Annotated in this window: 11 protein-coding genes; 5 read left to right on the top strand and 6 right to left on the bottom strand. The window is 71.0% G+C overall.

What is annotated here, in order from left to right:
• Positions 1-96 precede the first annotated feature (96 nt).
• Positions 97-639, bottom strand: a complete 543-nt coding sequence (locus AB0N04_RS30265) for a carboxymuconolactone decarboxylase family protein (RefSeq protein WP_360217588.1) — start codon at positions 637-639, stop codon at positions 97-99.
• Positions 640-752: 113 nt separating this feature from the next.
• On the opposite strand from AB0N04_RS30265, the gene AB0N04_RS30260 reads away from it, so the two are divergent.
• The gene (locus AB0N04_RS30260) at positions 753-1,352 is read left to right on the top strand and encodes an ABATE domain-containing protein (protein ID WP_360217585.1); all 600 of its coding nucleotides are present in this window, start codon (positions 753-755) and stop codon (positions 1,350-1,352) included.
• Between the two features lie 81 nt (positions 1,353-1,433).
• Here AB0N04_RS30260 and AB0N04_RS30255 read toward each other — a convergent pair whose 3' ends face one another.
• Positions 1,434-2,579 carry a beta-propeller fold lactonase family protein gene (locus tag AB0N04_RS30255; RefSeq protein WP_360217582.1) on the bottom strand — a complete coding sequence of 382 codons (1,146 nt, stop codon included), beginning with the start codon at positions 2,577-2,579 and terminating at the stop codon, positions 1,434-1,436.
• Positions 2,580-2,942: 363 nt separating this feature from the next.
• Here AB0N04_RS30255 and AB0N04_RS30250 point away from each other — a divergent pair, with 363 nt between their 5' ends.
• From AB0N04_RS30250 to AB0N04_RS30240, 3 genes are all read left to right on the top strand, one after another.
• Positions 2,943-4,859 carry a hypothetical protein gene (locus AB0N04_RS30250; RefSeq protein ID WP_360217579.1) on the top strand — a complete coding sequence of 639 codons (1,917 nt, stop codon included), beginning with the start codon at positions 2,943-2,945 and terminating at the stop codon, positions 4,857-4,859.
• A 138-nt stretch (positions 4,860-4,997) separates the two neighbouring features.
• The gene (locus tag AB0N04_RS30245) at positions 4,998-5,582 is read left to right on the top strand and encodes a TetR/AcrR family transcriptional regulator (protein WP_360217576.1); all 585 of its coding nucleotides are present in this window, start codon (positions 4,998-5,000) and stop codon (positions 5,580-5,582) included.
• An 84-nt stretch (positions 5,583-5,666) separates the two neighbouring features.
• A complete protein-coding gene (locus tag AB0N04_RS30240; RefSeq protein WP_360217573.1) occupies positions 5,667-6,647 on the top strand; it encodes a zinc-binding dehydrogenase in 981 nt (326 codons plus the stop codon).
• 136 nt (positions 6,648-6,783) lie between these two features.
• On the opposite strand, the gene AB0N04_RS30235 is transcribed toward AB0N04_RS30240, so the two are convergent.
• On the bottom strand, positions 6,784-7,158 hold the full coding sequence (locus AB0N04_RS30235; protein ID WP_360217570.1) for a hypothetical protein: 375 nt from the start codon (positions 7,156-7,158) through the stop codon (positions 6,784-6,786).
• A gap of 421 nt (positions 7,159-7,579) precedes the next feature.
• On the opposite strand from AB0N04_RS30235, the gene AB0N04_RS30230 reads away from it, so the two are divergent.
• Complete coding sequence (locus tag AB0N04_RS30230; protein ID WP_360217567.1) at positions 7,580-7,990, top strand: family 1 glycosylhydrolase; 411 nt, start codon at positions 7,580-7,582, stop codon at positions 7,988-7,990.
• Positions 7,991-8,042: 52 nt separating this feature from the next.
• Here the strand turns inward: AB0N04_RS30230 and AB0N04_RS30225 are convergent, their stop codons facing one another.
• From AB0N04_RS30225 to AB0N04_RS30215, 3 genes are all read right to left on the bottom strand, one after another.
• The gene (locus AB0N04_RS30225; RefSeq protein ID WP_360217564.1) at positions 8,043-8,399 is read right to left on the bottom strand and encodes a cupin domain-containing protein; all 357 of its coding nucleotides are present in this window, start codon (positions 8,397-8,399) and stop codon (positions 8,043-8,045) included.
• A 263-nt stretch (positions 8,400-8,662) separates the two neighbouring features.
• Positions 8,663-10,063: an FAD-dependent oxidoreductase gene (locus AB0N04_RS30220; RefSeq protein ID WP_360217561.1), complete on the bottom strand. Its 1,401-nt coding sequence runs from the start codon at positions 10,061-10,063 to the stop codon at positions 8,663-8,665.
• A 200-nt stretch (positions 10,064-10,263) separates the two neighbouring features.
• Positions 10,264-11,667 carry an FAD-dependent oxidoreductase gene (locus AB0N04_RS30215; protein ID WP_360217558.1) on the bottom strand — a complete coding sequence of 468 codons (1,404 nt, stop codon included), beginning with the start codon at positions 11,665-11,667 and terminating at the stop codon, positions 10,264-10,266.
• Between the last annotated feature and the right edge of the window lie 268 nt (positions 11,668-11,935).

Genomic DNA, 11,935 nt, shown 5'->3' with positions numbered 1-11,935 from the left:
GCGGCGGGGGCCTAGGTGCCCCCGGGCGGGGGGCCGCCGCGTCCCGCGGCGGGCCCCCCCCCCGCCGGTGGGGCGGCGGGCCACCGGCAGCCGGACTCAGGACAGGTGGCTGACCTCGGGCCAGTCGATGTCGACGTCGGCGGCCTTGTTGAAGTAGTTGGTGAAGACGTTCAGCGCGACGTTGGCGATCACCTCGGCGACCTCGGCATCGGTGAGGCCGGCGTCCTGGGCCGCCTTGAGGTCGGTGTCGTCCAGGCCGCCGCGGGTGCGGACGAGGGTGGCGGCGAGCACCAGGGCCGCGCGGGTCCTGACGTCGGCGGACTCGGCGCGGCGGGCGGCCCCGGCCTCCTCGGGAGTGAGCCCCGCGAGGTTGGTGGCGATGTGGGTGTGGGCGGAGAGGCAGTAGTCGCAGGCGTTCTCCTGGGCCACGGTGAGCGCGATGCCCTCGCGGACCGCCGCGGAGAGCGCGCCGCCGGAGAGCGCGCCCGAGAACTCCAGGTAGCCCTTGAGCACGGCCGGGCTGTTGGCCATCACCTTGGTCATGTTCGGCGTGACGCCGAGGGCCTTCTGGACCGCGGCCAGCAAGCCGGCCGCGGGAGCCTGGGCGTGGGCGGGCTCGATGATCGGGAGTCGGGACACGGTGATCCTCCAAGGACACGAAACGGAAGGTTCTTACGGTTGCTCGGCGCTGCAACCGTGAGAACTGTAGGCAGATTCTTCTCACGGTTGCAAGGCCGAGCTACCATGAGGTCGTGAAGGTTGAGGACCTGGAGAACGGCGGGGCTCCCCTGCTCGGAGAGCCGCTGCCCATCGAGCTGGCCAACGCCACGTACGCCGTGCGCGGGCGCCTGGTCGACGGCCTGCAGACGGTCGAGCACGTGGCGGCCTGGTTCCGCGACAACCGCGAGCGGTTCGCCGAACCCTGCACGGACGCCGACCTGCTGGAGGTCGGCGCCGGGGAACTGCACGCCACGCGGGCACTGAGGGACGCGATCCGCGCCCTGGCGGGCGTCGCGGTCCGGGGCGGCGAGGCACCGTCGGACGCGGTCGCGGAGGTGAACCGGCGGGTCCGCGCCGCGGCCCGCTGGCGGGAGCTGTCCTGGGGGGAGCGGCCGTCGGCCCTCGCGCGCAGCGCGACGCCGCCCGTCACCACCGCCCTCGCCGAGATCGCCCAGCAGGCCGTCGACCTCTTCACCGGCGATCAGGCCGCCGACCTGCGGGCCTGCCAGGCCCCCGGCTGCGTCCTGTACTTCGTCAAGAACCATCCGCGCCGGGAGTGGTGCTCCGCCGGCTGCGGGACCAGGGCCCGCGCGGCCCGCCACTACGAGCGGACCAAGGCGGCCGGGCCCTGACGTCCCGGCACGCGGAGGCCGCCCCGGCCGTTTCCGGGGCGGCCTCCGTACAGCGGACCGGGCGGTCCGCCGAGCGATGGCTCAGAAGGCGACGACGCCCTCGCCGCCGGCGCCGCCGGGGACGGTCTGGGAGCCGATCCGGGTCAGCGAGCCGTCGCCGTTGATCGCGAACTCGTCGAGGACGCCGTTGACGCCGGTCTGGGCGTAGAGGTAGCGGCCGTTCGAGGAGACCGCCGCGTCCACGGTGCCCGGGTCGGTGGGCGTGTTGCCCAGGACGGTCAGCCGTCGGCCCTGGTCGGCGGTGCGCAGGCCGGTGAGGGTGGAGCTGCCCGCGTTGGAGGCGTAGAGCAGGTCGCGCACCCCGACGATCCAGCAGGTGGCCGCCTGGCCGGTGGCCGCGAAGGCCTCCTGCGAGGCGGTGCCGTCGCGGTGGATCGCGAACGTGGCCACGGCGTTGGTGCCGGCCTCGGCGAGGAACAGGCCGTGCGGGCCGTTGGGGACGAACGCGAACGGCACGGCCCCGGGCAGGGCCGTGGTGACGGGGCTGTCGCCGGGGCCGCCCGAGCGGTCCAGGTTGAACACCAGGAGGCTGCTGCCGTTCGCCTTGGTGGTGACCACGAGCTGGGAGCCCTCGCCGGTGAAGCCCACCTGGCCCGGGGTGTTGGTGAACTGGGGCGTGGCGTTCGGGTCGAGTCCGAGGCAGCGGTTCCAGTCGGCCTCGGTGTGGAGCCGGCCGTCGCGGACGGTGAAGCCCTGGATCGAGCCGCCGTCCAGCGCGTTGAGGACGTAGACGGTGTCGTCGTGCACGGCGACGCTCACCGGGAAGCGACCGCCGGAGCCGACCACCTGGCGCAGCGCGAGCCGGTCGCCGTCGACGGAGAAGACCGAGACGGTGTCGCTTCCGGCGTTCACCGCGTACAGCAGGGCGTGGCGCGGGTCGTAGGTCAGCGACCCCTGGGAGGCGAGGTGGTCGGCGACGGATCCGTCCAGCACACCGCCGAGGCCGTGGGTGTCGTAGGTGCCGGCCGGGGTGAGCCGTCCGTCGTCGGACCGCCGGTAGGCGATGACCTGGTTGCCCGCCGGGTTGTCGGTCTGGACGAACACCGCGTGGTGTCCGCCGTGCGGTTGGTCGCCGCCGCCGTACGCCGCGGCGGTCGACGGGGCGCCCGCGGTCGCCGCCGCGAGGGCGGTGGCCGCGGCCAGGACGAGCCGAGTGATCTTCTGCACGAGGTTCTGCCTTCTGGAGGTCCGGGGCCGATCCCGCCCGGGTCCCGGGCGCGTGATCGGAGGTCAGAGCGACACGAGGGAGGGTGGTGGCGGGCCCCGTCGGCGGTGACCGGCACGAGGGGAGCTCGCCAGGTGACCCTTTGACACGGTAGGTGACGATCTGCCATGAGTGGCCGAGGACGGCGGCCCCGGCCTGCCGCGAGCCGGAGCACCCGGTCACCGTCCGCCGTGTCGGCCGCTTCGGCGGGCCGCGGCGGCCCGGACGGGTGCACCTCGATCGGCCGCGTGACCGGCGCGTCCGTCGGGGTGACTGTTCGACGGGGCATGACAGGTCCGCGACGGACGAACACCTACGGTGACCGCATGACGACAGCTCACCCACTCGGTGCCGCCGCGCTCCCGCGGCTCCTCCGGCACCGCGGCCCCGCCCCCCTCCTCGTGCTCGCCCTCGTCCTGCTCACCCTCGTGGCGACCATCGCCCCCGCCGCGGCCGCACGCCGGGCGGGCGGCCTGCTCGGGGTGAACCTCGTCAACAGCAGCGACCGCGAGCTGACCCTCGTCAACCTCCAGGTCACCACCGGCTGCGCCAACTCGAACCCGCCGGCACGGCTCAACGCCCTCGGCGGCACCGGCGACTTCAACGTCGGGGTGTGCAACGGCTCCACCGGAGCGTCGGGAACCGTCACCTACCAGGTGACCGGCGAGGCCCAGGGCACCGTGATCACGCTCGGCTGGAACGTCCCGGCCCCGCTCGACCAGCCGAACACCTTCACCCAGACGGCGCCCACCGGCTACGTGGTGAACCGCGCCGGGGGCACCGACCCCTTCACCCCCGTCACCTTCACCGTCGACTGCAACTCCACCACCTGCGACGGGATCCCGGACGACTGGAAGCGCAACGGCGTCACCATCAAGCCCAGCGACGGCAGCCCCGAGCAGTTCATCGACCTCAAGGCGATGGGCGCCGACGTCAACAAGCCGGACATCTTCGTCCAGGTGGACTGGATGGCCGACGACACCCACAGCCACGCGCTCACCAGTGACGCGATCAGGAAGGTGGTCGACTCCTTCAAGAACTCGCCGTACAACCGGCACAGCCCGACCACGGGGATCAACCTGCACGTCGACGAGGGGCCGGACAGCATCCTCGACTTCGCCAAGAACACCACCTGGGGCACGCTCAGCAAGGCGAAGAAGCAGACCGAGGCCGCCAACCTCGGGACGGTGGACGCCAGCGGGCGCTACCTGTGGGACGACTTCAACAAGCTCAAGACGGCCAAGGGCGGCTTCATCAGCACCGGCCGGAGCTCGATCTTCCACTACGCCGTGTCGGCGCACGACCTGCAGCCCGGCGTGACCTACAGCGGCATCGCCGCCGGTGCCCCGAGCAGCGACTTCATCGTCAGCCTGGGCAGCTTCACCAACAAGGTCGGCGACCTCGACCAGCAGGCCGGCACGTTCATGCACGAGCTCGGGCACAACCTCGGCCTGAAGCACGCGGGGAACGCCGACACCCCCAACCACCAGCCGCAGTACTTCAGCGTGATGAACTACTCCTACCAGCTCGGCGGCCTCTCCATCGGCACCACCTCCGGGGTCATGGACTACTCCCGGCAGGTGGGCTCGCTCAACGAACCCTCGCTGAACGAGCGCCAGTTCCCCTCCAGCGCAGCCGGCTACGACGTCATGCACTGGTGCCCGAACACCCTGCAGGGCTCCCGGTTCGTCACCGTCCAGGCCAGTGCGGGGCAGGTCGACTGGGACTGCGACGGCATGATCAACCAGAGCCCGGTCGCGTTCGACACCAACAACGACAAGGTGCAGACCCTGCTGCCCGGGCACGACGACTGGGGCAGCATCCAGCTGCGCGGCGGCTCGATCGCCCACTCCGGTACGGGCGGCGCCCCGGCGCCCACCGAGGAGAACGAGATGACCGTCGAGGACGCCGCCATGGAGCTGCCCCTCGACACCCTCCCGCCGGTCACCACGGCGCGCACCCACCCGCACCCCGACCGGCACGGCGTCTACCACTCGGACGTCACGGTCACCCTCGACGCCACCGACGACATCAGCGGCGTCGCGATGACCGACTACCGGATCGACGGCGGGGAGTGGACGCGCTACACCGGGCCGTTCACCGTGAGCGGCGACGGCACGCACACGGTCGAGTACCGCTCGGTCGACCACGCGCAGAACGTGGAGCAGGTGAACTGCCTGGAGCTCCGGATCGACTGCGACCCGCACTCCTCGGAGCCCTGGGGCGAGACCCGCGAGGGCTGATCCATCCGGCACCCGACGTGACACCGCGGGCCCCGGCCGCCATCGGGCGGCCCGGGCCCGCGGCGTTTCCGGGCCGGAGGCGTGTTCCGCGCCCGGCCGACCCTTGTTCTTGAATGGTCGCTCAGGTATGTTTCCCCCATGCCCCGACCGCGCGAGTTCGACCCCGACGCCCTGCTGAACCAGGCGATGCTCCGGTTCTGGGAGCGCGGGTACCGGGCCACCTCCATCGAGGACCTGGTCAAGGCCTCGGGCGTCAAGCCCGGCAGCATCTACAGCGCGTTCCCCGGCGGAAAGCACTCGCTCTTCGTGAAGTCGCTGGAGCGCTACTCCAAGCTGGTCGTGCCGCAGAAACTCGGCGAGCTGGACACGCCGGGCGCGTCGGTGGCGGAGGTCCGCGGCTACTTCGACGGGCTGGTGCGCGACCTGCTCAGCCCCGAGGGGCGCCAGGGCTGCCTCCTGGTGAACACGGCCATCGAGAACGCCGCGGAGGACGACGCCGCGGCGGCCGTCGTGCGCGGCCACCTGGCACGCCTGGAGCGGTGCATGACCCACGCCCTGGAGAACGCCGTCCGCCGGGGCGAGGTACGGGCTTCGGTCGACCCGGCAGGCAGCGCCAAGCTGCTGGTCGCGACGTGCCAGGGGCTCATGGTCGTCGGCAAGGCCGATCCCGACGAGACGGTCCTGCGGGCGATCGTCGACAACGCCTTCGCCACGCTCTCCTGACGGCGCGGCACCCCGGGCCACCGTACGCGGTGGCCCTTTCGTCGGCCCCATAGTTGAATGACTACTCAAGAACGAGGTTCGGACATGAAGGCCATTGTCATCTCCACCCACGGCGGCCCCGAGGTCCTCACGATCACGGAACTGCCCGACCCGGTGGCCGCCGCCGGCGAGATCCTCATCCGGGTCAAGGCCTTCGGCCTCAACCACGCCGAGGCGTACATGCGGAGCGGCGCCTGGGGGCCGGTGGCCGCCGTCCCCGGGATCGAGTGCGCCGGCCTCGTCGAGGCCGACCCATCGGGCCGACTGCCCGTCGGGGCCAAGGTGGTGGCGATCCTCGGCGGCATGGGCCGGACCAGGAACGGCAGCTACGCCGAACTGGTCACCGTCCCCGCGACCAACGTGGTGGCGGTGAACTCGCCACTGCCCTGGGCCGACCTGGCCGCCGTGCCGGAGGTGTACGCCACGGCCCACAGCGCACTGCACGGCAACCTGGCCCTCCGAGCCGGGGAGACCCTGCTCGTCCGGGGCGCGACCTCCTCCCTCGGACAGGCCGCCGTCAACCTCGCCGTCCACCACGGCGCGACGGTGCTCGCCACCACCCGCAACCCGGCCCACACGGCCCTGCTCAGGGACCTCGGGGCCGCCGACGTGCTCATCGACGACGGGCAGCTGGCCGCGGAGGTCGAGCGCCGCGGCCTCACCGTCGACGCACTGCTCGACGTCGTCGGGAACACCGCCCTTCGCGACTCGCTCCGCGCGGTCGGGCCGCGCGGGCGGGTCTGCCAGGTCGGCTTCCTCGGCGGACTCGCCCCGGTAGCGGACTTCAACCCCATCGCCGACCTGCCCAGCGGTGTCCGGCTCAGCTTCTTCGGCAGCGCCTTCGTCCTGGGCACCCCCGCCTTCCCCCTCTCGGAGGTACCACTGGACGAGATCTACGCCCAGGTGGAGGCCGGCACCCTGCGGGCCCGCCCCACCCGGATCTTCCGCTTCGACGAGATCGTCGAGGCCCACCGGGTGATGGAGGCCGGCCTGGCCCTGGGAAAGATGGCCGTCGTCGTCGACTGACCCGTCCGCAGCCCCGGCGGCACCCGCCCGGCCGACCCCTCCGGCGTCCCGGCCGTCCGCCGGCACCATGAGCACTCGTCATGCCCTTGGATCGGAAGCCCGGTGATGACGGTCGGCCACTTCAGACCGTGAACCACTACTTGCCCTCGGCGGAGCTGTACGCCAGGACGATGATGCCCGCGATCGCGATGCCGACCAGCGCGATGGTCGCGCCGGCGAGGAGCTGGATCACGCCGGTGATGATCGTGAGCCACTCGATCACCAGCACGGTCTTCCGGGTCCACCGGGCCCCACCCGGCGCCAGGGCCGCGCAGATGCCGAGCAGGACGCCGATCGCGATCGAGAGGAAGCCGATGAACGTCACCAGGACGAGGCCGTTACCGTGCTGGCCGTGAATCAGCACGAAGAGGAAGATCCCACCGGCACCGTTGAGGACGGCGTGCAGCCAGACCCCCGCGACCACCCACTTGAGCGATGTCGGCATCCGCTCGTCCGCCAACTGGTTCGTCATCGGTGACCACCCCCGGATCGTCGGTGCGGCCGGGGCCGGTGGCCGGGCCGTAGGGCAGAGGATCCGGGTGGCCGGGCCCGTCGTCAATGGCCACGTCCGCCTCCCTTTCACCGGCCGGCCGAAAGCCTTCGGCACCCCTATGGGAAGGTCGCCTTGACGAAGGATCAGGTGATCCGCTCGGCCCAGCGGCAGCCCGGATGCGGAGGCGGCGAATCGCCCCTCCGACTGGGCACCGACCCTGATACGACGTCAACGATGCCCCTCGAGGAGATCCGACAGGAGGCCGCTGTTCCCCTGCCGGGCTTCAGCCACCACAGAGTGGGCCGGCTGCGAGGTCTCCGGCACGCGGTCGACGGTGCTCCGGCGTTCCGGTGAAGCGTCGATAACATGAGGGCTCCTCATATTCTTGCTGGAGGCTGTCATGCCCGATCGTTTCGACCTGCCAGCGGGGTTCCGCTGGGGTGCTGCCACCGCCGCCTACCAGATCGAGGGAGCGGTGGAGGAGGACGGGCGCGGGCCGTCCGTACGGGTGGAGTACAGCGCTCCACCCGCCCGTTCCCCCGTCAGTAGCCTCATCAACCGTGCACCCGATGGACGGCACGGCAATCTCCCGGGTCCGTCGACGACGCGATCGGCACCGCGAGGGCACCGGTCCTCGGGCGACGGCACCTCGCGCGTCCCGCGTGCAGCCACACCGCCCTCACCTCCAGCCGCGGACGCACCCCCCTGCAGGTCGCCGGCACGCTGCCAACGGTCTGCTGGCCGGTCGCCTCAGCAGAGGCGTGGTTTCGACGCGGGCTCGACGCCGAGGGCACCATCGTTCCGCGGCTGAGGTCAAGCACCCGCGAATGGCGCGGGCGGACGGAGACGTACTGGCTGGTGCTTCACAGGCGGCGAGGCGCGGATACGATGACGTAGGTCTTCCGCAGCCTTTCGTGCACTTCCCAGACACCCGTCCATCCGGCAGGCGTGATCAGGGTGTCACCGGGGCCGATCTCCACCGGCGTGCCTCCGGTCTGCGTCACGGTCGCCCGGCCCGAGAGGATCTGGCAGACCTCGTGGTAGCCGTCCCGACTGGCGGTGAAGGTGCCGGTGCTGGCCTCCCATACGCCGGTCTCCACGCCTTCCGTGCCTTCCCAGACCACGAGTGCGGCCTCGACCTGGCCCACTGTGGTGCTCGTCGGTTTGGGCAGAGGCGCTCCGAGGTCCGTTCGGTCGGCGCGGTGGAGGACGATGGTCACGGAGGCTCCTGGGTGTGGTGATCGCTGTAGCGGGTCTCTTGCGAACCGGTGTGATGACGCCTGCTCATCTGTGTGGTTCGGGTGTCTGCGTGAAGGTCGGGACGCAGAACCATTTCGTGCCGTCACGGCGTGATGTTCCCTGCCGCTTCGTCACCTGCGGCTGGTGGTTGATCGGATTCGAGACTGTCCTCCGGCCCGCCCCGGGAAGGCGGGGTCAGCCTGAAGGCGACATGCGGAACCGAACGCCCGTCGACGTGGCAACGTCAGTGTCGGCCGGAGATCACGTCGGCGACCCGCGCCACCGGCGAGGTACGGGGCCGGCCTCCGCGCTCCTGTGCATCGGCGAAGTGGTAGGCGGCGTAGAGACCGTGCACACCGATCCAGCGCAGCGGCTCGGGTTCCCACTTGCGGACCCGGTGGTCGACCCACGGCAACCCGGTGAGTTCCGTCCGCTCCTCGAGGATCAGGTCCCGCAGGGTGCGCGCGGCGAGGTTGGCGGTGGTGACACCGCTGCCCACGTAGCCTCCGGCCCAGCCCAGGCCGGTGCCTCGGTCCAGCCTGACCGTGCTGCACCAGTCGCGCGGAACGCCGAGCACGCCCGACCACGCGTGCTCGACTGCCACGTCACGTGCCGCGGGGAAGAAGTGGGTGAGGATCCGGCTCAGCTGCTCGACGGTCCTGTGCGGTGTGGCTGCGTCATCGTCGGTCCGGGACGCGAACCGATAGGGATGGCCGCGGCCTCCGAGAGCGATGCGATCGTCCGCGGTGCGCTGGGCGTACATGTACGCGTGGGCGAAGTCTCCCAAGGTCTCACCGGCCACCCAGCCCACGGACTCCCAGAACGACGCGGGGAGCGGAGCGGTGACGATCATCGAGGAGTTCATCGGCAGCCAGGATCGCTTCTCGCCGCGCAGATTCGCGGTGAACCCCTCGGTGCAACGAAGCACGTACCGTGCCGAGACGGCGCCCTGCGGGGTGATCGCTCGGGCGGGAACCGGGCCGGTTGCCGGGATGATCTCGGTGACGAGGGTCTGCTCGTAGACTTCCACGCCCATGCGCCGGACCGCTTCTACGAGCCCGTGGACCAGCTTCGCTGGCTGGATCCGGGCGCCGTGCGGGGTCCAACTCGCCCCCAGGACTCCGTCGACCGCGATCCGTTCCGACGCCTCGGTGGCGCTCAGCCGCTGCACCGCCGCCTCTCCGAAGGCATGCTCGCCGGCGACGAACGCGTCCAGCCGCTCCACCTGGGCAGGGGTGCGGGCGACTTCCAGAACACCGCCCTTGACCTGGTCGGCGTCGATGCCCTCGACTGCGCACACACGCAACACCTCGTCCACGGCGGCGTTCATCTCCCGCTGCATCGCGATGGCGCGCGGCTTGCCGTACTGCCGGGCGAAGACGGAGCGGCCCGCGAAGCCGTTGTAGAGCCAGCCACCGTTGCGGCCCGACGCGCCGTAGCCGCAGAAGTGTCCCTCCAGGACCGCGATGCGAAGGCCCGGTTCGGCCTGCTTGAGGTAGTAGGCCGTCCACAGGCCGGTGTAGCCACCGCCGACGACGGCGACGTCGACCTCGGTGGAGCCTTCGAGAGCGGGACGCGGGACGGGGAGGCCGAGTGCGGAGTACCAGTGGGAGACACCGCCGTTGACCGTGATGGGCGTGGTCACTTCAGACCTGCTTCCGTGTGCGTCGTGGCTCAGTGAGGGCACGCCTTGCGGGGCTGTGAGGTGCGAAGACGTGCAGGACGATATGAGGGGCTCGGCTTTCCGCGGCACTCCGTCGCCCGTCGGTCGGACCGGCCGGTGGAGCGGGTTTCGGCCCGCTTGTAGGGGCGGGCCGAAACCCGGGACTCCAGGGAAGTCCTGGCTCAGGCCAGGACTTCCCTGGCGGCACGTATGCCCGACTGGTAGGCGCCGTGGGTCGTGGCGAAGGAGGTCCGGCTGGTCGCCTCGCCCGCGAAGTGGACCCGGCTGCCCACGGCGGCCGCGAGCTGATCGCGCATGGCCGGCGTGGAGCCGACCCCGTTGTAGGAGTAGGAGCCCAGGGAGTAGGGGTCGGACGCCCACCGGGTGATCTGGTAGTCGATCGGAGCGGGGATCGCACCGCCGAAGATCGTCTTGAGCGTGCCCATGGCGCTGTCGACGATCCGGGCGTCGCTCCAGCTCTCGACGGAGCGGCCGAAGTCGCCGGCGTTGAAGCCGAGCAGTACCGGTTGCCCGTTCGTGCGGGTCACGTTCACCCACTGTGCCCACTGGCCGTACTTGGCCGAGGCCGGCACGTACCCGAGCCAGTCGGTACCGGGCCAGAACGTGCGGGGGAAGCGCAGGTAGCACTTGTTGAGGACGCCCATGCCGAGCTTGCCGATGGCGGTGCGCTTGGTCGCGGGCAGGCCGGGGCCGAAGGTCACCCTTCCGCTCTGAAGCACACCGAGCGGAAGGGTCACCACCACGTGGTCGGCCTGGAACACGGCCTGGTCGGTGGTGACGGTCACGCCGGTGGAGTTCCAGTCGACGCGTTCGACGACCTGCCCGGTCTGGATGGAGAGTCCTGCGGCAAGCAGGTCCGTGATCTGGTGGTACCCCTGGGGGAACACCACGTCGCCGCCCTTGAGGTCGGCGTCGCTGTCGAAGTTCAGGGCCGACATCCGGTCGATGCTGCCGGAGTACTCGTGCTCGTAGTCGTTCAGGTCGTAGCCGAGCAGGGCCTTGTCGTACTCGGAGAGGGAGGACCAGCCGAGGGCCTTCTGGACGACCGAGCGGACGGAGGCGTCCGAGTCCTGCGTGTCCTGGTACGACGTGAGGGCGTTCGCGGTCTTGGCGGCCCAGCTGTTGAGGGCCTGGACCTGAGCGGCGGTGGCGGGGCTGCCGGAGGGCAGGTAGTAGGTGGTGCTGTCGTTGTTCGTCGGTACGGTCCTGGCCTTTGCCTGCGCGGCGAGTGCGCTGATCGGATTGTTGGTGACGCCGTGGATCCAGGACGCCCCCATGTCGGAGGGTGAGTCGGACCAGCGCGCGCTGGTCCAGATCCGGCCTCCGATCCGATCCCGGGCTTCGAGGACCAGGACGTCCTCGCCGCGGTCGGCGAGGTAGCGGGCTGCGGACAAACCGCTGATGCCGGCACCGATCACGATCACGTCCGGCCGGTCGACGGCTGGGACGTTCCTGGCTGAGGAAACGCCCGCTTCGGCGGTGGGCACTGCGGTGGCGCCCAGGACGGCCGCGGCGGGTATGCCGAGCCCGAGGGCCTTCAGAAGATTTCGGCGTTGCATGCTCATGGTGGTCAACCCATCTGCGATCTGACGCGGGATTCGTTCGTACGTGGGGGTGAACTGGTTCCGGTCGAGATGATCGGTCCGCCGGCCGCGGCGTGGGAGCGCGACCGGCGGACCTCACCGATCATGTCGGCGGCCGGACACCGAAGTCGGTGTCGGACTGCCCGCTGCGTGGCGAAACACGAAGCGCACCTTCGGGCTGCACGCAGCGATGCGTGCATTCGTTCACTGAGGGCTGGGGGGCACCGCGCCGGGAAGTGCGGCAACCGAC

It is taken from the genome of Kitasatospora sp. NPDC051702, from assembly GCF_040681575.1.
Classification (GTDB): domain Bacteria; phylum Actinomycetota; class Actinomycetes; order Streptomycetales; family Streptomycetaceae; genus Kitasatospora.
Note: the sequence above shows the minus strand (reverse complement) of the source record. Positions and strands in the feature narration are given on the sequence as shown.

Excerpts from the sequence above, each read along its gene's own strand:
- AB0N04_RS30250 (WP_360217579.1), top strand. The coding sequence starts at position 2,943 with ATGACGACAGCTCACCCACTCGGTGCCGCCGCGCTCCCGCGGCTCCTC.
- AB0N04_RS30245 (WP_360217576.1), top strand. The coding sequence starts at position 4,998 with ATGCCCCGACCGCGCGAGTTCGACCCCGACGCCCTGCTGAACCAGGCG.
- AB0N04_RS30240 (WP_360217573.1), top strand. The coding sequence starts at position 5,667 with ATGAAGGCCATTGTCATCTCCACCCACGGCGGCCCCGAGGTCCTCACG.
- AB0N04_RS30235 (WP_360217570.1), bottom strand. The coding sequence starts at position 7,158 with ATGACGAACCAGTTGGCGGACGAGCGGATGCCGACATCGCTCAAGTGG.
- AB0N04_RS30230 (WP_360217567.1), top strand. The coding sequence starts at position 7,580 with ATGCCCGATCGTTTCGACCTGCCAGCGGGGTTCCGCTGGGGTGCTGCC.
- AB0N04_RS30215 (WP_360217558.1), bottom strand. The coding sequence starts at position 11,667 with ATGAGCATGCAACGCCGAAATCTTCTGAAGGCCCTCGGGCTCGGCATA.